We start from the raw sequence: 18,055 nt of genomic DNA on the forward strand, positions 1-18,055 counted from the left end.
TGCTTCGTGAGCCATACTCCATTGCCTCAGACAAAGGAAGAATGGCTCGCGAAAGAGGACAATCAGTCGATCGAAATGCTGAAGTTCTCGATGACCGTATTGGCGAGAAGCTTTTCGCACATGGCCTTGAGATCGGCTTCAGCCTTGTTCTTGTCGGTGCCTTCAAGCTCGAGATCGAAGACCTTGCCCTGGCGGACCTGATGGACGCCGTCAAAGCCGAGTGCGCCGAGCGCGCCCTCGATTGCCTTGCCCTGCGGATCGAGAACGCCGTTCTTCAGCGTGACGGTTACACGAGCCTTGATCACGATTGTCCTTTCTGAACTTACTTGACGAGAACCGGGCCTGTGCCGCGCACGGGTTCGTTTTCATTGATGATGCCGAGGCGGCGAGCCACTTCGGAATAGGCTTCGAGCAGGCCGCCCATGTCGCGACGGAAGCGGTCCTTGTCCATCTTTTCCCGGGTTTCGATATCCCAGAGACGGCAAGAGTCCGGCGAGATTTCGTCGGCGAGGATGATGCGCATCATGTCGCCTTCGAACAGGCGGCCGCATTCGATCTTGAAGTCGACGAGCTGGATGCCGACGCCGAGGAAAAGACCGGTCATGAAGTCGTTGACGCGGATGGCGAGCGCCATGATGTCATCCAGTTCGGCCGGATTGGCCCAGCCGAAGGCGGTGATGTGCTCTTCGGAAACCATAGGGTCTTCGAGCGCGTCGGACTTGTAGTAGAACTCGATGATCGAACGCGGCAGAACCACGCCTTCCTCGATGCCGAGGCGCTTGGCGAGCGAGCCGGCGGCAACGTTGCGCACGACGATCTCGAGCGGAATCATCTCCACTTCCTTGATCAGCTGCTCGCGCATGTTGAGGCGGCGGATGAAATGGGTGGGAATGCCGATCTTGTTCAGATGGCTGAAGATATACTCGCAGATGCGATTGTTCAGTACGCCCTTGCCATCGATGACTTCATGCTTCTTTTTGTTGAAGGCGGTGGCGTCGTCCTTGAAGAACTGGATCAGCGTGCCCGGCTCAGGCCCCTCGTAAAGGATCTTGGCCTTGCCCTCGTAAATACGGCGGCGACGGTTCATTGGTATTGTTCTCTGTCTTTGGCGCTCATGGGACAGCGCAAGTGGATCGTATGTGGGCGTCCCCATAACGGATAAGAAGCGAATTCACAATCCGCCTGCGCCTCCTTCCTCGGAATTCCGGCCTTGGCGGGGTGCCAACGCAAGATTCGGGGTCCAGTCATGGCCTGTTTTACAGGCTTTTATCTGTCGATGGAATGAAAGTGCCAGGTACTTCACAGGCTAGTGAGGCGAGGCACGCCTCCATCCATCATCGTTTATGAATAATACTACGGCTTCAGCTGGCTGAGAAACTTCGAAAAGACCATAGTGCCCTCCGGCCAGGGCCCATGACCGGATTCGGTATTGATATGGCCGGATTCGCCGGCATCGATCAGCAGCGAGCCCCAGCTGTTGGCAATATCATCCGCATGTTCGTAGCTGCCGAAGGGATCATTGCGGCTTGCGATCGTGATCGACGGAAATGGTAGGGGGTCTCGCGGATAGGGGCCGAACGTCATCAGATGTTTCGGCCGGATGGCCGGATTGGCGACATCGGGCGGCGCGACGAAGAAGGCGCCAGCGACCTTGTTGCGGAAATGCGGGATCGCATGGATCACCGAGGGAACACCGAGCGAATGCGCGACGAGGACGACGGGCTTGTCCGAGGCATTCACTTCCTCGGCAATGCGGGCCACCCAATCGTCGCGCACGGGCTTCGACCATTCCGCCTGTTCCACGCGCCGTGCGGTCGAGAGCTTCTGCTCCCAGCGCGTCTGCCAGTGGTCGGGGCCGGAGTTCGTATAGCCGGGGATGATGAGGATGTTTGCGTCGGAAGCTTTCATGATTTCGCCGATGTGGAAAAGGGGAGCCCAACTGTCAAGGGAAAAAGGCGACAATTGCGGCAAAATTTGATAGGATTGCTGCTGCCGGTAGCGAATGACGATGTCGGCACCCCGTTTGCCGCCATCTTGCACCGCTAGCCGAGCACCACGGTTGAGGAGGAGAGCATTATGACGGCCTTTCACGTCATGGCTGGAGCAGACCACACTTTTACGCGCCCCGCCATCCGTAAGATCGGTATCGCCGATCTCGTCGACGCCCTGAAGATGGGGCTGGACGATTTCAGCGAAAAGCCATCGCATTATGTGTTTCTGTGCCTGATGTATCCGATTGCCGGCATTGCGCTGGCGATCTGGAGCACCGACCAGAATCTGCTGCCATTGCTGTTTCCGCTGATGTCCGGTTTCGCTCTGCTCGGGCCGCTGGCCGCAATCGGCCTCTACGAGATCAGCAGGCGACGGGAAAAGGGGCTGGATACGTCATGGAGCCATGCGTTCGACGTGCGCTTCTCATCGGCCTTGCCGTCGATTATCGTTGCCGGCCTCATGCTGTTCGGTCTGTTCATCGTCTGGCTCTTCGTGGCGCAGAGCATCTACTTCACCTACTTCGGCGACGGTGTTCCTCCGACGCTTTCATCTTTCGTGTCGAGCGTGCTGACGACGCGCGAGGGCATGGCGATGATGCTTTGGGGCGATCTAATCGGCTTCCTCTTCGCTCTCGTCGCGCTGGTGACAACGGTCGTTACGTTCCAGCTGCTGCTGGATCGCGACGTCGGTGTCGTCGCCGCGGTCGATGCGAGCATCCGGGCGACGTTGACCAATCCGGTACCGATCGCGGTCTGGGGCCTGATCGTGACGGCGCTGCTCGTCATCGGCACTATCCCGATCTTTGCCGGACTGGCGGTCGTCATGCCTATTCTCGGTCACGCGTCCTGGCATCTCTATCGCAAGCTGATTGTGACCGAGAGCTAGACGAAATCGGCATAGGCCGAAGCCGTCATCATTGGAACCGCGGGGCGGTTTCTTACGTTGATCCGCATCATCAGGAGATGCGGATCATGACGCGACTTACGCATATTTTCACTCGGTTCGCGGTTGTCGTTTCGGAATGGACCGGCAAACCGGCCATCTTCGTGCTTGCCCTGTTCTCCGTCGTTCTCTGGGGCGCGACCGGGCCGATCTTCGGCTACTCGGACACATGGCAGCTGGTCATCAATACCAGCACAACGATCGTCACCTTCCTGATGGTTTTCCTGCTCCAGAATGCGCAGACGCGCGATACGCGGGCCATCCAGGCCAAGCTCAACGAACTCATCCTGACGAGCGCGGCCGAGAACCGCTTTGTCGGGATCGAGAATCTTGACGAAGAGGATCTGAAGCACCTCGACCGGCTGGTCGAAAAGGCGGCAAAGCGCGAACCTGGACAAAGTCAGGGCAAGGCTGGCGAGAGTATCGAGTATGACCGCGCTATCGCGGCCAAATCCGCCGACAAAGGAAAGAGGCGGCGCGTCAGCCGCACCGCCTCAAGCAAAGCGCAATCGAAAGCGGGAAATTCTAGCCGAAAACCCGCTTGAAGATCGTGTCGACATGCTTGGTGTGATAGCCGAGGTCGAACTTTTCGCGGATATCTGCTTCCGAAAGGGCGGCGCGCACTTCCTGGTCGGCCAGCAGTTCCTCGAGGAAGTCCTTGCCTTCTTCCCAGACCTTCATGGCATTGCGCTGGACGAGGCGATAGGAATCCTCGCGGGATACGCCGGCCTGGGTCAGCGCCAGCAGCACGCGCTGCGAATGAACAAGCCCGCGGAACTTGTTCAAGTTCTTCATCATATTGTCCGGGTAGACCAGAAGCTTGTCGACGACGCTGGTGATGCGGGCCAGCGCGAAATCGAGCGTGACGGTCGCGTCAGGGCCGATCATGCGTTCGACGGAGGAGTGCGAGATATCGCGCTCGTGCCATAGAGCGACGTTCTCCATGGCCGGGATGGAATAGGAGCGGACCATGCGGGCGAGGCCCGTCAGGTTTTCCGTCAGCACCGGATTGCGCTTATGCGGCATAGCGGAAGAACCCTTCTGGCCCGGCGAGAAATATTCCTCGGCTTCCAGAACTTCGGTGCGCTGCAGATGGCGGATTTCGGTGGCGAGACGCTCGATCGAGGAGGCGACGACACCAAGCGTGGCGAAGAACATCGCATGGCGGTCGCGCGGGATGACCTGTGTGGAGACCGGCTCCGGCTTCAGGCCGAGGGCGGCGGCGACATGTTCCTCGACGCGCGGATCGATGTTGGCAAAGGTGCCGACGGCGCCGGAGATGGCGCAGGTGGCGACTTCCTCGCGCGCGGCGATCAGGCGCTGCTTGCAGCGCTCGAATTCGGCATAGGCGAGCGCCAGTTTCACGCCGAAGGTGGTGGGCTCGGCATGGATGCCATGCGAACGGCCGATGGTGACGGTGTCCTTGTGCTCGAAAGCGCGACGCTTCAGGGCCTCCAGCAGCTTGTCGATATCGGCGATGAGCAGGTCGCTGGCGCGCACGAGCTGGACATTGAAGCAGGTGTCGAGCACGTCCGAGGAGGTCATGCCCTGATGCACGAAGCGGGCGTCCGGTCCGACGATTTCGGCCAGATGCGTCAGGAAGGCGATGACGTCGTGCTTGGTGACGGCCTCGATCTCGTCGATGCGTGCGACGTCGAAAGTGGCCTTGCCGCCTTTTTCCCAGATCGTATCCGCCGCCGATTTCGGAATGACGCCGAGCGCGGCCAGCGCGTCACAGGCATGGGCCTCGATCTCGAACCAGATACGGAACTTCGTTTCGGGAGACCAGATGGCGACCATTTCCGGTCGGGAGTAGCGCGGGATCATAGGCTCAAAGCTTTCTTGGCTAACGGGACAAGGAGAACTCGGCGCCCCCATAACAAAGACGGGCGGCAATCACAATGTTTCATGGGCACAATGTTTAGCGGGGCTTCAACGCGCCCGTCGCGCAAGATAGGCCGAAACGGCTGTCAGGCATAGCAGGCCGAATGGCAGAAACAGGGTGAGGCCGAGGACGGCGAACTGGTAGACGGCGCTGGCGCCGGTGAACAGGAACTGGAAGATCCAGATAAGCGAGCCGAATGGCGCGTGCCAGCGCGAATAGAACCAGCGATAGTCCATGGCAAAGAGGAGGGCCGTCATGGCAGCGGTGCCGATGGAGAGGGCCAGAAAGAAGGCGGCAAAACGCGCGCTGGTCGGTCGCTGGCGGGCAAAACGCTGGGTGAGCGGCACGAGGACTGGCCAGGAGAGGGCGCCGCCGAAGAAGTAGACGAGGGTAAGCGCGCCAAGATGGCTGGTCAGAAGACCGTTCCGCACGTAAAGGGCGGCAAGTGCGGATACGGCCATGACAGAGCCCCAGCCGATTGCACCGCAGGCGATTTCAAGACAATGCGAGGCGACGGTCCGTACTCGGCCCGTCGCGATAAAGACATCGGTCGGATTAATTTGATCCAACGCGGCCTCGTTCGGCGGCAGCCCGGAGATCGCCGACCGTCTGACGATAGGCGTCGACCGATTCGCCCTTGAAGATCGCCGAACCGGCAACGAGGACATTGGCGCCGGAAGCGGTGATCAGAGGGGCTGTTTCAACGGAGACGCCGCCATCAACTTCCAGTTCGATCGGACGGTCACCGATCAGGGACTTGGCATTGCGGATTTTATCAGCCATGGCCGGAATGAACTTCTGGCCACCGAAGCCCGGATTGACCGACATGATCAAAATCAGGTCGATATCATCGAGCACGTTTTCCAGCACAGAAAGTGGCGTTGCCGGGTTGAGGGTGACGCCGACCTTCTTGCCGAGATGGCGGATCGTCTGCAGCGAACGATGCAGATGCACGCCGGCTTCGGCATGAACCGTGATGCGGTCGCAGCCGGCCTTGGCGAAGGCTTCCAGATAGGGGTCGGCCGGCGAAATCATCAGGTGGCAGTCGAAGGTCGCGGTCGTATAGGGGCGTAGTGCCTTGATGACATCGGCGCCGAAGGAGATGTTCGGCACGAAATGGCCGTCCATGACGTCGAGATGGATCCAGTCGGCACCGGCTTCGGTCACATCCTTGACTTCCTGCCCGAGCTTGGCGAAGTCGGCGGCGAGAATGGAAGGGGCAATACGGATCGGCAAGGTCATGGGTAGCTGAGCTCCAACTGATTATTTCGCGCCTGGATTAGCACCGCTATCGCGGGCAAACAACCGCCAGAACGGCTTACCTCAGTTCGATGGCGTCACCGGCACGAAGCTATTGCCCCGCCACTCCAGCAGGCGATAGGGATTTTCGGTCAATTCGTGGTTCTGTCCGAACGAGATCGGGCCGATCGCTGTTTGGAAAACTGTCCCCACGAGCTTTTCTGCGACGGGTTTATTGTCCGCCTTGGCGCTGTCGGCTGCCTGGCTGGCAATCTGAGCCGCTGCCGCGGCCGGCAGAGTATAGCCGTCAGGTTCGGTACCGGCCGCACGCATTGCCTGTACCGTGGGCTGAGCTGCCGGCAGGCTGGCATAGTCGGGCAGAGCGATTGCCTGCACACCCTCCAGCAAGGGAAGAGGCTGATCTGCGGCACGCATGGCATCGCCGCCCATCAGGGCCAGCGGAATATTCTCGCTCTTAACGTCGCGCGCGATCACGGCAACATCGCTGCGGTCGCCGCCGATGAAGACGCGTGTCGCACCCGCCTTTTTCAGTCGTCGCACGAGGGCGATCTGTTGATCCTGACCGGGGCGATAGGTATCGGTGAAGACCGGTTTTAGCCCCTTTTCCTCGAGCGCGTTGCGGATCGCGCCGACCAGTTCGCGACCGTGTATCGTACCGTCATCGATCAGCGCCATCGGTTCCGCGGCCCAATTTTTCAAAATGGTGTCGATCGCCACGGCCGCCTCGGCGCTATCGACCGGCGCGAGGCGAAAGAGCGGCCAGCCATTCTTCAGCGCGTCTTCCATGAGAATGCGCGAGCGTACGGAAACGGTGATGACAGGAATGCCGGCATCCTTGAGGCGCGGCAGTGCGCCTTCCAGGGTCTCCGTGCAGAGAAAGCCGATCGCGACTTGTGCTTTGGCGGCTACCAGCGCTTCAGCTGCGGCTCGGCCGCCATCCTCCGTGCAGGGCTCGTTGACCACGGTCGCCGTATCCTTTTGGGCCTGGATCGCGAAATTTGCGCCAGCGGTTATCTCTGCCCCGAGCGTCGCGAAATTACCGTCCTGCGGTGCGACCACGCCGACGTGAATTCCTGCGGCATAGCTGCTGCCGGCTGCCGAAAGCAGCGCAAGCAGGAGCGGAAGGCGACGCAGAACGTTCATCGATGGAGTATCCCGGACAATTTTCCTGCCCTATTTATCCGTCTGCGGGGCATCGTCAAAGAAAAAGCAGCAAAATCGCTCTGTTTTCAATAATGCTATTGTAGAAAAGCTAACACCTGACCGTCATATTGAATGTTAGGCAAGCACGACTCAACAAAGGAGACGGTGGTGCTAGACAGGCAACGTATGGACCCGGCGCTTTATCGCGATGCCATGAGCCGCTATGCGGGGCATGTGCAACTGGTGACGACGGCGCTCGGTGCTGAGCGGCGCGGCGTGACGATCACGGCGGCCTGCTCGGTATCGGACAGCCCTGCAACGGTTCTAATCTGCCTCAACAACAGCAACATTAAGAACGAGATCTTCTTCAAAAGCGGCATTTTCGCTCTAAATTCGCTCGGTGCGGATCATCAGGCCCTGGCCGATGCCTTTTCCGGCAAGACGCAGCTGACCGTCGATGAACGTTTCGCTACCGGCAAGTTCGAGACGCTGGTGACGGGTGCGCCAGTGCTTGCCGATGCTCTTGCCGCCTTCGATTGCCGTGTGATTGAGATCAAGCAGGCCTCTACGCACAACATCATCTTTGGCGAGGTGATGGCTCTACGCTATAGCGAGCCGAAGCCGGCACTCCTCTATATGAACCGGGGCTATCACGCGCTATAACCCCTGCAAGGGAGTTATCATGGCGGATCAGATTTTACCTTCGTTGCCGGGTTCGATCGATGAGACGATGGCGTTGCTCGGCGCTCATGACTATCTGGCCGGACGCACGCTCGGCACCGTTTTGTTTCTTGCATTGAAAATGAAGCGGCCGCTTTTCCTGGAGGGCGAGGCTGGTGTCGGCAAGACAGAAATTGCCAAGGTCTTGGCGAAGGCGCTCGACCGGCCGCTGATCCGCCTCCAATGCTATGAAGGTCTGGATGTTTCCTCGGCCGTCTACGAATGGAACTATCCGGCGCAGATGCTGGAAATCCGCCTCGCGGAAGCATCCGGCCTCACCGACCGCGACCGTATCGAAGCCGATATCTTTTCCGAGCGCTATCTGATCCGCCGGCCGGTATTGCAGGCACTGTCCGGTGTCGGCGGGCGTGCACCTGTTTTCCTGATCGACGAGCTTGATCGCACCGACGAGGCTTTCGAGGCATTCCTGCTGGAAGTGCTGTCGGATTTTCAGGTGACTGTGCCGGAACTCGGGACGATCCGGGCAGCAGAGCCGCCTGTCGTCATCATCACCACCAACCGGACGCGCGAAGTGCATGACGCCTTGAAACGACGCTGTCTCTATCATTGGGTCGATTATCCTGAGGCCGAACAGGAGCTTGAGATCATCCGCCGCAAGGTGCCTGGCTGCAATGAAGTGCTCTCGCGCCAGATCGTCGCTTACGTCCAGAAGCTGCGTACGCTCGATCTCTTCAAGAATCCGGGAGTCGCCGAGACGATCGACTGGGCGACCGCTTTAACGGAGCTCAATCGGCTGGCGCTGGATCCGGAGACCGTTTCGGATACGCTCGGCACCTTGCTGAAATATCAGGACGATATCGCCCGCATTCAGGGCGCCGAAGGCAAGCGTGTGTTGGACGAAGTCAAATCCGAACTGCTTGCGGCGGGATGAGCCATGGAGCCGAGTGCAGACGATGGCATCATCGTTGCGCCATCACCGCCCGGTGACGGGCGCCTCGCTGACAATATCGTGCTATTTGGCCGGGTGCTCCGCAGGGCCGGCCTGAAGATCGGTCCTGGGGCGATTGCCGACGCCATAGAAGCGGTCGAGGCCATCGGCATCGGTTCCCGCGAGGAGTTTCATGCTGCCCTCTGTTCCGTTTTCGTCAAGCGGCATGAAGATCTGGTCGTCTTCGACGAGGCGTTCCGGCTGTTCTGGCGCTCGCGCGATCTCGTTGCGAAAATGATCGCGATGATGTCGCCGGTCGCACCTGACCATCGCGAGAGGGAGAAGCCGAAACCGGGCGAGAGTCGGGCAAGCGATGCATTATTGAGCGATCGGAGCGACCGGAGCCCGCAGCGCGAGACGCCCGATATCGAGATAGATGCGCGATTTACAAGCTCCGGCAGCGAGGTACTGCGCCATCTGGATTTCGCGCAGATGTCAGCGGCAGAGATTGTTGTTGCCAAGAAGGAGCTGGAGAAGCTGCAGCTGCCGCTGGATCGTGTGCGCACGCGCCGTTTCGCACCATCTCGCACAGCGGCCAAGGTCGATCCGCGCGCGACAATGCGGTCCGCGCTGCGCACCGGAGGAGCGCTGATCCTGCCGCGCTTCCGGAAGCCGAAGGAAATCCAGCCGCCACTTGTGGTACTTGCGGATATCTCAGGCTCGATGAGCCAATACACGCGCATCTTCCTGCATTTCCTGCACGTGCTGACCGAGCGCCGCCGGCGTGTGCATACGTTTCTGTTTGGAACGCGCCTGACCAATGTCACCAGAGCGATGCGCCACAAGGACCCGGATCAGGCGCTGGACGAATGCGCGGCAGCTGTGCGCGACTGGTCGGGCGGAACGCGGATCGGCGAGACGCTAAAAGAGTTCAACAGATTATGGGCGCGCCGCGTGCTGGGGCAGGGCGCAATCGTGCTCTTGATCACCGACGGGCTGGAGCGCGAGGGCGTGGAATTGCTTAGCGCGGAAATGGATCGGCTGCATCGCTCCTGCCGGCGGCTCATCTGGCTCAATCCGCTCTTGCGCTTCGCGGGTTTCGAGGCCCGAGCGCGCGGTGTAAAAGCAATGCTGCCGCATGTTGACGAATTCCGTCCCGTTCACAATCTATTATCTCTAGCCGATCTCGTATCGGCGCTCACCGCCGGCCGCGCGGATATCTATGATCCGCGACGGTTTCTCGGCAAGCAATGAGGCTCCGATGTCAGATATATCCGAAAGTCTGGATCCGCTCGTGATTGCGGAGGAATGGGTGTCGGCGGGACGCAGCGTGGCCATGGCGACCGTTGTCGATACCTGGGGTTCTGCGCCGCGCCCGTCGGGCAGTCATCTCGTGATCGATGGCGAGGGTAATTTTCACGGATCGGTTTCCGGCGGCTGCGTCGAAGGTGCTGTCATCACCGAGGCACTGGACGTCATCGAAACGGGCAAGTCGCGCATGCTGGAATTCGGTGTCGCCGATGAAACGGCCTGGCGCGTGGGTCTTTCCTGCGGCGGCCGCATCCGCGTCTATGTGGAAAGGCTCGCCTGATGGATCGGCAGATACTGGCGCGGCTGAATGAGATGCGGCGCAGGCGGCAGGCGGCGATCCTTGTCACCGATCTCTCCGGAGGCCCGGATCGGCTCATCGTTGAAGGCGATGTGCTGGAAGGCTCACTCGCCGACGCCGCGGCATCGGCATTCCGTTCGGGCAAGTCAACAGCTCTCGAGGTGGACGGACAGAGCCTGTTCTTCAACGTGCATCTGCCGCCGCCGCGCATCGTTATCATCGGTGCCGTGCACATCAGCCAGGTTCTCGCGCGAATGGCGGCCCTAGCGGATTTCGATGTGACGATCATCGATCCGCGCACCGCCTTTGCAACGCCGGAGCGCTTCGAAGGCATAGACCTAATTGCCGACTGGCCCGTGGATACGCTGAAAGAGCGGCCGCTGGACAGCTATATGGCGCTGGTCGCCGTGACCCATGATCCCAAGATCGACGACGAGCCGATCATTCAGGCGTTGAAGACGGGCTGTTTCTATGTCGGCGCGCTCGGCAGCCGCAAGACGCATGCCAGCCGCCTGGAACGCCTGAAGCGGGAAGGCGTGAGCGAAGCTGAGCTTGGCCGCATCCATGCGCCGATCGGGCTCCCTATCGGTGCTGCAAGTCCGGCCGAGATCGCCGTCGCCATCCTGGCTGAAATCATCGGCTCGCTTCGCGGGCGGGATGTCTCGTCGCCAAAAGGCGGCTATCCATGATCTTCGGCGAATTTTTGACAATGGAGGCGGAGGGCGCTGTTCTCGCGCATTCCGTTCGACTGTCTGACGGCGGCTTTTCCAAGGGGCATAAGCTCACCGGCGGAGACATCGAGCGGCTCGCTGCGGCTGGAATTGACCGCGTTATCGCCGCGCGTATCGAACCGGGCGACCTCATGGAAGACGAGGCGGCCGAGCAGCTGGCGCGGGCAGTCGCCCCCGATCATCTGACTTTTTCTGAAGCCGCGACGGGACGGGTGAATGTCCATAGCACCGTCGACGGCCTGTTTGTTGCAAATCGTATAGCGGTCGATCGCGTCAACAATCTCGATCCGGCGATCACCCTTGCCTGTCTTGCAGACCATGTACCTGTTCGAGCAGGCGACATGGTGGCGACCTTCAAGATCATTCCGCTCGCCGTTTCCGGAGTCAAAATCGCTTCAGGTGTCGAAATTTTGCGGCGGATGCCGGTTTTCGAGGTCAAGCCCTTCATGCCGCACGCCATATCGCTTGTCGCCACGGAGCTGCCGTCGCTGAAGGCTTCGGTGATGGACAAGACGGCGCGGATATTATCGCAGCGACTGCAGCCTTCGGGCAGTGTGTTGCAGCGGGAAGAGCGGGTTGCCCATAGAGCAGCCGATGTTGCCGGCGCGATCCGTCGCGCTCTTGCTGCGCAGGACCGGCTGGCGAAACTGGTGATCGTTTTCGGAGCGTCGGCTGTCATCGATGCCGGTGATGTCATTCCGGAGGCGATCCGGCTTGCCGGCGGCGAGGTCATTCAGGTCGGCATGCCAGTCGATCCGGGTAATCTGCTGGTGCTTGGCAGGGTGGGCGACATTTATGTCGTCGGGGCGCCGGGATGCGCGCGCAGTCCGAAGGAGAATGGCTTCGACTGGGTGCTGGATCGCATATTAGCCGGCGAACAACCGACGCGGCGGGATATCAGTGCCATGGGCGTTGGAGGGCTGCTCATGGAAATTCAATCACGCCCGCGGCCGCGCGACATCGTCAACAAACCGCCGTCGGAGATCTCGGTTGCCATCGTCCTGCTGGCTGCGGGAAAGGCGAGCCGCATGGGTGAGGGGGGCTCGCACAAGCTTTTGGCGGAATTCGACGGCGTGCCGCTAGTTCGTCGTTCGGCATCCGTGGCTATAGCAAGCGGCGCATCTCATGTCGTTGCAGTCACTGGACATCGCCGCGAAGAGATCGAAGACGCGCTAAACGGCCTTACCATTGAGGTCGTATTCAATCCCGATTATGCCTCAGGCATGGCCAGCTCCCTCGTTGCCGGTGTGGGTACGCGGGCAGCTCAAAAGGCCGATGGTGTTCTTGTCATGCTGGCCGATATGCCCGGCGTCACCAGCGATGATCTGAAAGCCCTGATGGCGGCCTTCTGGGAGGCGAACGGCCAGGCGATCGTGCGGGCGGTATCGGGCGGCAAGCGTGGCAATCCCGTCATCCTGCCGCGGTCGGTCTTGAACGCCGTGATGCGGCTGGAAGGCGATGTGGGCGCCCGGCATATCATCGAAACATCGGGGCTTCCGGTCATTGATGTCGAGATTGGCGAGGCGGCACATCTCGATGTAGATACGCCTGAGGCCGTTGTTGAGGCCGGTGGGATTTTGAAGGGGTAGAGTGGGGAATGGACAATATCGATATCGAGGAGATGTTTCAGTCGCTCGGGCCGATCACCATCAAACGGATGTTCGGCGGCAAGGGGATCTACCATATGGGCCGCATCCTGGCGCTCGAAGTGGACGACGAGATTCTCCTGAAAGCGGACGATGCCAGTGCCTCCCAATTTGAGGCCGCCGGCGCGCGACGCTGGGCCTACGAAGGCAAGAAAGGCAAGGCCGTCAACATGCCCTATTGGTCGATACCCGACGACGCGTTCGACGATCCGGATGAAATGGCGCGTTGGGTGCGGCTGGCCTATGAGGCTGCGCTTCGCTCGGATAAATAGGCGTCAGCGGAAATCCGCTTCGCTCAAATGGGCGATCGTTGTCTTGGCGAATTCTGAAAGCTGAGCCGGTAGCTCGCCGCGGCCGAACCAGCCGAAATCGGAGAGCTTGTCCGGTTCCATCAGTCGGGGTTCGCCGGAGAAGTCCCTGCATACGTAGATCAGCGAGATCCAGTGCTGTCGCTCGGCCTCGATGATGACTTCTTGCGTGCAAAGATAATCGATCCTGTCGATGGAGAGGCCGCTTTCCTCTTCCGCTTCGCGAATCGCGGCCTTGGCGGCAGGCTCCATATGATCGACCTTGCCGCCGACGATGCTCCAGCATCCGGCTTCCGGTGCCTTGAGGCGGCGATAGAGCAAAAGCTTGCCGTCCCGCAAGATTGCGAGACCGGTTCCTAGTCCTGGGAAATCGATGCCGGGCTTGCCCAATATTCAAATCCCGAGATTGGACGCAACATCCGGCAAGCCGATCTGCTGCGTGTCTGAGCGGGATCTATCAGCCCTTGGCGTTTGCCACGATGAGCATGAAAGCCGGGATATCATCGCCGAAGCCGACCGGCGTCGGACCGTCATCCTGATCGCGATAGCGGTTGCGGCGCTCGCGGTGATCGTCATTGGCAGCAGGAAAGGGCCGGTGGCTGTTGCGAGAACCGTTATGGGATCTGTTATTGTTGTTCTCAGACTTGCGCTCGTTCTTCACGCTTTCGGCCTTTGCTGGTGCTGCTTCGATCGCTATGACGTCATTATCCTCGACGTCGATATCAGATTTATGACTCGAGGCGTTGCGGCCTCCACGGCTGCGATCCCGATCGCGGCCCTTACCCTTCTGGTCGCGGCGGCGGGACGAACGGTTATCGTCGCTGCTCTCGTCTGCTGGTGGCAGAGCCGAAAGATCGCCGTTCAGCCACTGAACGTCTTCACCAATGAGCTTCTCGATGGCGTCGACGTGCTTGGTGTCGCGCTTCGTCACGATGGTGAAGGCGGCGCCGGAGCGGCCGGCGCGACCGGTGCGGCCGATACGGTGAACATAGTCTTCCGAATGGATCGGAACATCGAAATTGAAGACGTGGCTGACATCGGGAATGTCGAGGCCGCGTGCTGCGACGTCGGAGGCAACGAGCAGCTGCAGGTTTCCATCCTTGAAGTTCTGCAGCATGGTCATGCGCGAGCGCTGATCCATGTCACCATGCAGCGCGCCGGCGGAAAAGCCGTGGCGATCCAGCGAGCGGAAGAGGTCGGACACGTCCTTCTTGCGATTGCAGAAGATGATAGCGTTCTTCAAATCCGTCTGGGCGCGGATGAGATCGCGCAGCGTGGCGCGTTTCTCGTAATCCTTGCCGTGGGAGGCAACGAAACGCTGCGTCACGGTCTTGGCCGTCGATGCCGGCTTGGCGACTTCAACGCGTTCCGGGTTCTGCAGGAAACGATCGGCTAGCTTCTGGATTTCCGGCGGCATCGTTGCCGAGAAGAACAGGGTCTGACGCGTGAAGGGGATGAGCTTGGCAATGCGCTCGATATCCGGGATGAAGCCCATGTCGAGCATACGGTCGGCTTCGTCAATTACGAAGATCTCGACGGCGCTCATCAGCAGCTTGCCGCGTTCGAAATGATCCAGCAGACGGCCGGGCGTGCAGATCAGCACATCGGCGCCACGCTCCAGCTTACGATCCTGCTCTTCGAAGGAAACGCCGCCGATCAGAAGGGCAATGTTCAGTCGATGGTTCTTGCCGTACTTCTCGAAGTTTTCGGCGACCTGCGCTGCGAGTTCGCGCGTCGGCTCCAGAATAAGCGTCCGCGGCATGCGAGCGCGGGCGCGACCCTTTTCCAGCAGCGTCAGCATCGGCAGCACGAAGGAGGCCGTCTTGCCGGTTCCGGTCTGGGCAATGCCGCAGATGTCACGGCGCTGAAGCGCAAAGGGGATTGCACCGGCCTGGATCGGAGTCGGTGTGGTGTAGCCCGCGTCAGTCACCGCGGAAAGGACTTTTTGGCTCAGGCCAAGGTCAGCAAATGTTGTCAAAGGGAAATCTAATTCCGTCTTGGTTCAGTCGAACACCATGAGTCGACACGCAGGAGCGTGCCGCAATGCAGCGCGACATAGAACCAAATACCCGGGAAGTCAAGGAAAGCAGGCGCTTCAACAGCCTCGAAGTTCATTGATAACGCAATTTTTGGATTAGTGCCATCTTTGTTGCGCGTTTGTCACAATTCCGGCAGCTAAATTGCGCCCAATCCGCTGATGTAACTTGCGAGTTTCGTGCCGGCACCGATGAAATACATCGGGTCTATGGGATGTCCGTTCTCGCGCACTTCATAATGCAGATGTGTTCCTGTCGAGCGCCCGGTACTGCCGGCCAGACCGATCGCATCGCCGGCGCCGACCTTGTCGCCGACTTTGACGAGCACCTGTTCCATATGCCCATAGCGAGTGGAGATGCCGTCGCCGTGGTCGATCTCCACCATGTTGCCGTAGCCGCCGGTCCATCCAGCCGAAACCACCTTGCCGGGAGCGGTAGCCTTGATCTTCTCACCGGGACTGAAATGGAAATCCGTGCCGGTGTGAAGTGCCAGCGTGCCGAAGAATGGATCCTTGCGATTGCCAAAAGGACTGGTGACGAGCTTGCCCGGCGCCGGGTTGCGGAAGGGTAGGCTTTCGGCCGCCCCCCGAACTGTTTCCAGATGTGTCAGGGCGGTATCGAGTTCCGCCATGGATCGTTCGAACTGGTCGACATTTTCGGGAGGTGCGTAGGGACCGCCCATACCGTCATCCGCATCGTCACGCGCAATGCCGGCGACCTCGTTCGGCACTTTGATCCCGACATTCTGCATGATCGATTGGATTGAGGTGGCAGTTTCCGACGCATCGGCGGTGAGATTGTGGATGCGGGACAACTGATCCTGTTCGATATGCTTCAGCGACAGCGTCACCTTCGAGAAGACCCGATCGGCACGGTCGGCAACGGTTTCGGGGGCAGGGACGTAGGCAAGCGTGGAGTTGTCGGGTGTCGCGTCAGCCGGCTTGCCGCTCATGAGAAGCTTTTCGATTGCCTTGGGTGACGTCAGCTGCGCATGTTCATTCTTTGGCGCGGCAGCGTCGGCATCGGAATGCGCGCCCTTGCCGGTCAGGCCGGAGTTCTCTGCCCGGTCGAGCAGGGTGCTGAGCTTACCGTTGCGTGATGAGAGTTGCTGCTGCTGTTCGATCAGCTTGTCGACCTTTTCCTCCACCACCTGCTGATCCAGAAGCTGGCGAGAGGTGACGCGATCGACCTGGGCGCGCAGGGCGGCGATACGGTCTTCATAGTCATATTGCATGCGCGCCTGGCGGGCCATCGTCGCGCCGATCAGATCGTCACGCAGAACAAGATAGGACGTAGCAAGGAGATAGCCGATCGAAAAAATTCCGACCATGCAGACGGCAATAGCCGCCATCCATGGGCGCACGGTCATGTGGCGCACCGTATCGCCGCTGGCGAGGATGATAGTGTGATGTCGCCTTTGCTTGCCGAAAACCCGGTTCTGAGGCTTTGCTGTCACCGAGACTCTCCCAATCGGTGCCCTTTGGCACCCGATGGAAGTACACGGCATTATGGTTAATGAATGCTTTCTATAGCAGTATTAAATACCGGAAAAAGCCATTTTACGTTAGTATATCAAGCATTGCTTGTAGATGTCAGTGAACGGTAGAAAGAGGGCGTCAGTCCGGCTTCCGCCCGGGCGATATCGTTGAACGGTGCCTTCAGCGAGCCGCGAAAATTAGCGCGCACCAGCTCCTGGAAGGTTCGGGCCGGATCGCGCTTTTCCCGCGCGCACAGGAAGCGAAACCATTTCGCACCGACGGCAACATGGCCCTTCTCGTCATTATAGATGACGTCGAGTATGGCGGCGCTTTCGAGATCGCCGGTTTCGCGCATCTTTGCTTGAAGGGCCGGCGTCACGTCCAAACCTCTCGCTTCGAGGATCAGAGGCACGACCGCTAGGCGCGCGGTCAGATCGGTGCGGGTCGCATGGGCCGCCTGCCACAGACCGTCGTGGGCCGGCAGATCGCCATAATCGGCACCCAACTCGCGCAGGCGCGCCCGCACCATGCGAAAATGCTTGGCTTCCTCGAAGGCAACCTGCATCCAGCCATCAAAGAAGGAATTGGGGACCGGTCCCGTCGCAAAACGCGCGACAATGTCCAATGCGAGATCGACGGCATTCAGCTCAATATGGGCGATGGCATGCAGGAGCGCGATGCGGCCTTTCAGCGTATGCAGCGAGCGCTTCTCCATGTTTTTCGGTGGCACAAGCTCCGGCTTTTCGGGCCGACCGGGCCGATCGGCGAGCGGCGGGTCGAGCGGCGAACGCAGCGACAGGGTGCGGGCAAACCAACGTGTCGCCGATTCCTGGGCGAGCTCGGTCTTTATATCGAGATCGGCCGAACGGATGGCGGCGATGGCGCCGCCGCGCAGCGACGTGAAGGTTTCGGGACTGCCGGACATGCCTTCAAAGTTCCTTGGCCGCAGCGAGAACGGCTTCGGCGTGTCCGGCGACCTTGACCTTGTCCCATATTGCAGCGATGCGCCCATCGGCGTCGATCAGGAAGGTCGAGCGCACCACACCCATATAGGTGCGGCCATACATGCTTTTTTCCCGCCAGACGCCATAGGCCATCGCCATGGTCTTTTCCTCGTCGGAGGCGAGCGGCACGGAAAGCGCATGCTTCTTGACGAATTTATCATGGCTTTTCACAGAATCGGGAGAGACGCCAAGGAGGGCAACGCCGAGTTTTGCGAAATCGGCTGACAGTGCCGTGAAGGTAATCGATTCCGTCGTGCAGGCGGTGGTGTCATCCTTGGGATAGAAATAGATCACCAACGGCTTGCCGGCAAAATCGGCAAGGTGAACGCGATCGCCGCCGTCGCGCGGAAGATCGAAATCCGGTGCCTTATCGCCGATGTTCAGTTGAATCGGAAAAACTTCCGCCACGGGA

General features: G+C 60.0%; 21 protein-coding genes. 9 read left to right on the top strand and 12 right to left on the bottom strand.

Annotated features, from left to right (window positions below; genetic code table 11):
- Positions 1 to 62: 62 nt before the first annotated feature.
- The 3 genes from purS to GDN47_RS05915 form a co-directional block, all read right to left on the bottom strand.
- Positions 63 to 305: a phosphoribosylformylglycinamidine synthase subunit PurS gene (gene purS / locus GDN47_RS05905; RefSeq protein WP_069613006.1), complete on the bottom strand. Its 243-nt coding sequence runs from the start codon at positions 303 to 305 to the stop codon at positions 63 to 65.
- A 17-nt stretch (positions 306 to 322) separates the two neighbouring features.
- Positions 323 to 1,087, bottom strand: coding sequence for a phosphoribosylaminoimidazolesuccinocarboxamide synthase (gene purC / locus GDN47_RS05910; protein WP_069613005.1), 765 nt, complete (start codon positions 1,085 to 1,087; stop codon positions 323 to 325).
- Between the two features lie 266 nt (positions 1,088 to 1,353).
- Positions 1,354 to 1,908 (bottom strand): RBBP9/YdeN family alpha/beta hydrolase, encoded by a 555-nt coding sequence (locus GDN47_RS05915; RefSeq protein ID WP_069613004.1) that lies wholly within the window; start codon positions 1,906 to 1,908, stop codon positions 1,354 to 1,356.
- 168 nt (positions 1,909 to 2,076) lie between these two features.
- On the opposite strand from GDN47_RS05915, the gene GDN47_RS05920 reads away from it, so the two are divergent.
- Positions 2,077 to 2,877 (top strand): DUF2189 domain-containing protein, encoded by an 801-nt coding sequence (locus tag GDN47_RS05920; protein ID WP_152092782.1) that lies wholly within the window; start codon positions 2,077 to 2,079, stop codon positions 2,875 to 2,877.
- Between the two features lie 86 nt (positions 2,878 to 2,963).
- Positions 2,964 to 3,479, top strand: coding sequence for a low affinity iron permease family protein (locus GDN47_RS05925; RefSeq protein WP_145631027.1), 516 nt, complete (start codon positions 2,964 to 2,966; stop codon positions 3,477 to 3,479).
- Here GDN47_RS05925 and purB read toward each other — a convergent pair.
- The 4 genes from purB to GDN47_RS05945 form a co-directional block, all read right to left on the bottom strand.
- A complete protein-coding gene (gene purB / locus GDN47_RS05930; RefSeq protein ID WP_113332576.1) occupies positions 3,460 to 4,761 on the bottom strand; it encodes an adenylosuccinate lyase in 1,302 nt (433 codons plus the stop codon). The two genes, GDN47_RS05925 and purB, sit on opposite strands and share 20 nt — an antisense overlap.
- A gap of 105 nt (positions 4,762 to 4,866) precedes the next feature.
- Entirely contained in the window at positions 4,867 to 5,358 is a 492-nt protein-coding gene (locus GDN47_RS05935; protein ID WP_152092857.1) for a hypothetical protein, read from the bottom strand.
- Positions 5,359 to 5,374: 16 nt separating this feature from the next.
- Complete coding sequence (gene rpe, locus GDN47_RS05940; protein ID WP_113355534.1) at positions 5,375 to 6,061, bottom strand: ribulose-phosphate 3-epimerase; 687 nt, start codon at positions 6,059 to 6,061, stop codon at positions 5,375 to 5,377.
- 81 nt (positions 6,062 to 6,142) lie between these two features.
- Entirely contained in the window at positions 6,143 to 7,222 is a 1,080-nt protein-coding gene (locus GDN47_RS05945; protein ID WP_152092783.1) for an ABC transporter substrate-binding protein, read from the bottom strand.
- Positions 7,223 to 7,390: 168 nt separating this feature from the next.
- Between GDN47_RS05945 and GDN47_RS05950 the strand changes: the two genes are divergently transcribed.
- Genes GDN47_RS05950 through GDN47_RS05980 form a run of 7 tightly spaced genes read left to right on the top strand, consistent with a single transcriptional unit; the run spans position 7,391 to position 13,089 of the window.
- Positions 7,391 to 7,885 (top strand): flavin reductase, encoded by a 495-nt coding sequence (locus GDN47_RS05950; RefSeq protein WP_152092784.1) that lies wholly within the window; start codon positions 7,391 to 7,393, stop codon positions 7,883 to 7,885.
- Between the two features lie 19 nt (positions 7,886 to 7,904).
- Positions 7,905 to 8,834: an AAA family ATPase gene (locus GDN47_RS05955; protein ID WP_152092785.1), complete on the top strand. Its 930-nt coding sequence runs from the start codon at positions 7,905 to 7,907 to the stop codon at positions 8,832 to 8,834.
- 3 nt (positions 8,835 to 8,837) lie between these two features.
- On the top strand, positions 8,838 to 10,085 hold the full coding sequence (locus tag GDN47_RS05960; protein ID WP_152092786.1) for a vWA domain-containing protein: 1,248 nt from the start codon (positions 8,838 to 8,840) through the stop codon (positions 10,083 to 10,085).
- Between the two features lie 7 nt (positions 10,086 to 10,092).
- Positions 10,093 to 10,422, top strand: a complete 330-nt coding sequence (locus tag GDN47_RS05965; RefSeq protein ID WP_069613195.1) for an XdhC family protein — start codon at positions 10,093 to 10,095, stop codon at positions 10,420 to 10,422.
- Entirely contained in the window at positions 10,422 to 11,129 is a 708-nt protein-coding gene (locus GDN47_RS05970; protein WP_152092787.1) for an XdhC family protein, read from the top strand. Before GDN47_RS05965 ends, GDN47_RS05970 begins: the two co-directional genes overlap by 1 nt.
- Positions 11,126 to 12,760, top strand: a complete 1,635-nt coding sequence (locus tag GDN47_RS05975; protein ID WP_152092788.1) for an NTP transferase domain-containing protein — start codon at positions 11,126 to 11,128, stop codon at positions 12,758 to 12,760. Before GDN47_RS05970 ends, GDN47_RS05975 begins: the two co-directional genes overlap by 4 nt.
- 8 nt (positions 12,761 to 12,768) lie before the next feature.
- Positions 12,769 to 13,089: a TfoX/Sxy family protein gene (locus GDN47_RS05980; protein WP_069612994.1), complete on the top strand. Its 321-nt coding sequence runs from the start codon at positions 12,769 to 12,771 to the stop codon at positions 13,087 to 13,089.
- Between the two features lie 3 nt (positions 13,090 to 13,092).
- On the opposite strand, the gene GDN47_RS05985 is transcribed toward GDN47_RS05980, so the two are convergent.
- The 5 genes from GDN47_RS05985 to GDN47_RS06005 form a co-directional block, all read right to left on the bottom strand.
- A complete protein-coding gene (locus GDN47_RS05985) occupies positions 13,093 to 13,515 on the bottom strand; it encodes an NUDIX domain-containing protein (RefSeq protein ID WP_152092789.1) in 423 nt (140 codons plus the stop codon).
- Between the two features lie 67 nt (positions 13,516 to 13,582).
- Positions 13,583 to 15,103: a DEAD/DEAH box helicase gene (locus GDN47_RS05990; RefSeq protein ID WP_152092790.1), complete on the bottom strand. Its 1,521-nt coding sequence runs from the start codon at positions 15,101 to 15,103 to the stop codon at positions 13,583 to 13,585.
- A gap of 197 nt (positions 15,104 to 15,300) precedes the next feature.
- Positions 15,301 to 16,617: a M23 family metallopeptidase gene (locus tag GDN47_RS05995; protein ID WP_152092791.1), complete on the bottom strand. Its 1,317-nt coding sequence runs from the start codon at positions 16,615 to 16,617 to the stop codon at positions 15,301 to 15,303.
- Positions 16,618 to 16,733: 116 nt separating this feature from the next.
- The gene (locus GDN47_RS06000) at positions 16,734 to 17,564 is read right to left on the bottom strand and encodes a ferritin-like domain-containing protein (protein ID WP_152092792.1); all 831 of its coding nucleotides are present in this window, start codon (positions 17,562 to 17,564) and stop codon (positions 16,734 to 16,736) included.
- 4 nt (positions 17,565 to 17,568) lie between these two features.
- The gene (locus GDN47_RS06005) at positions 17,569 to 18,051 is read right to left on the bottom strand and encodes a peroxiredoxin (protein WP_145317266.1); all 483 of its coding nucleotides are present in this window, start codon (positions 18,049 to 18,051) and stop codon (positions 17,569 to 17,571) included.
- Between the last annotated feature and the right edge of the window lie 4 nt (positions 18,052 to 18,055).

This window comes from Martinezella dioscoreae, from assembly GCF_009176305.1.
In the GTDB taxonomy this organism is placed as follows: Bacteria; Pseudomonadota; Alphaproteobacteria; order Rhizobiales; family Rhizobiaceae; genus Rhizobium; species Rhizobium dioscoreae.

Excerpts from the sequence above, each read along its gene's own strand:
- GDN47_RS05975 (WP_152092788.1), top strand. The coding sequence starts at position 11,126 with ATGATCTTCGGCGAATTTTTGACAATGGAGGCGGAGGGCGCTGTTCTC.
- GDN47_RS05965 (WP_069613195.1), top strand. The coding sequence starts at position 10,093 with ATGTCAGATATATCCGAAAGTCTGGATCCGCTCGTGATTGCGGAGGAA.
- purB (WP_113332576.1), bottom strand. The coding sequence starts at position 4,761 with ATGATCCCGCGCTACTCCCGACCGGAAATGGTCGCCATCTGGTCTCCC.
- GDN47_RS05980 (WP_069612994.1), top strand. The coding sequence starts at position 12,769 with ATGGACAATATCGATATCGAGGAGATGTTTCAGTCGCTCGGGCCGATC.
- GDN47_RS05960 (WP_152092786.1), top strand. The coding sequence starts at position 8,838 with ATGGAGCCGAGTGCAGACGATGGCATCATCGTTGCGCCATCACCGCCC.
- GDN47_RS06000 (WP_152092792.1), bottom strand. The coding sequence starts at position 17,564 with ATGTCCGGCAGTCCCGAAACCTTCACGTCGCTGCGCGGCGGCGCCATC.
- purC (WP_069613005.1), bottom strand. The coding sequence starts at position 1,087 with ATGAACCGTCGCCGCCGTATTTACGAGGGCAAGGCCAAGATCCTTTAC.
- GDN47_RS05925 (WP_145631027.1), top strand. The coding sequence starts at position 2,964 with ATGACGCGACTTACGCATATTTTCACTCGGTTCGCGGTTGTCGTTTCG.
- rpe (WP_113355534.1), bottom strand. The coding sequence starts at position 6,061 with ATGACCTTGCCGATCCGTATTGCCCCTTCCATTCTCGCCGCCGACTTC.
- GDN47_RS05920 (WP_152092782.1), top strand. The coding sequence starts at position 2,077 with ATGACGGCCTTTCACGTCATGGCTGGAGCAGACCACACTTTTACGCGC.
- GDN47_RS05955 (WP_152092785.1), top strand. The coding sequence starts at position 7,905 with ATGGCGGATCAGATTTTACCTTCGTTGCCGGGTTCGATCGATGAGACG.
- GDN47_RS05915 (WP_069613004.1), bottom strand. The coding sequence starts at position 1,908 with ATGAAAGCTTCCGACGCAAACATCCTCATCATCCCCGGCTATACGAAC.
- GDN47_RS05970 (WP_152092787.1), top strand. The coding sequence starts at position 10,422 with ATGGATCGGCAGATACTGGCGCGGCTGAATGAGATGCGGCGCAGGCGG.
- GDN47_RS05945 (WP_152092783.1), bottom strand. The coding sequence starts at position 7,222 with ATGAACGTTCTGCGTCGCCTTCCGCTCCTGCTTGCGCTGCTTTCGGCA.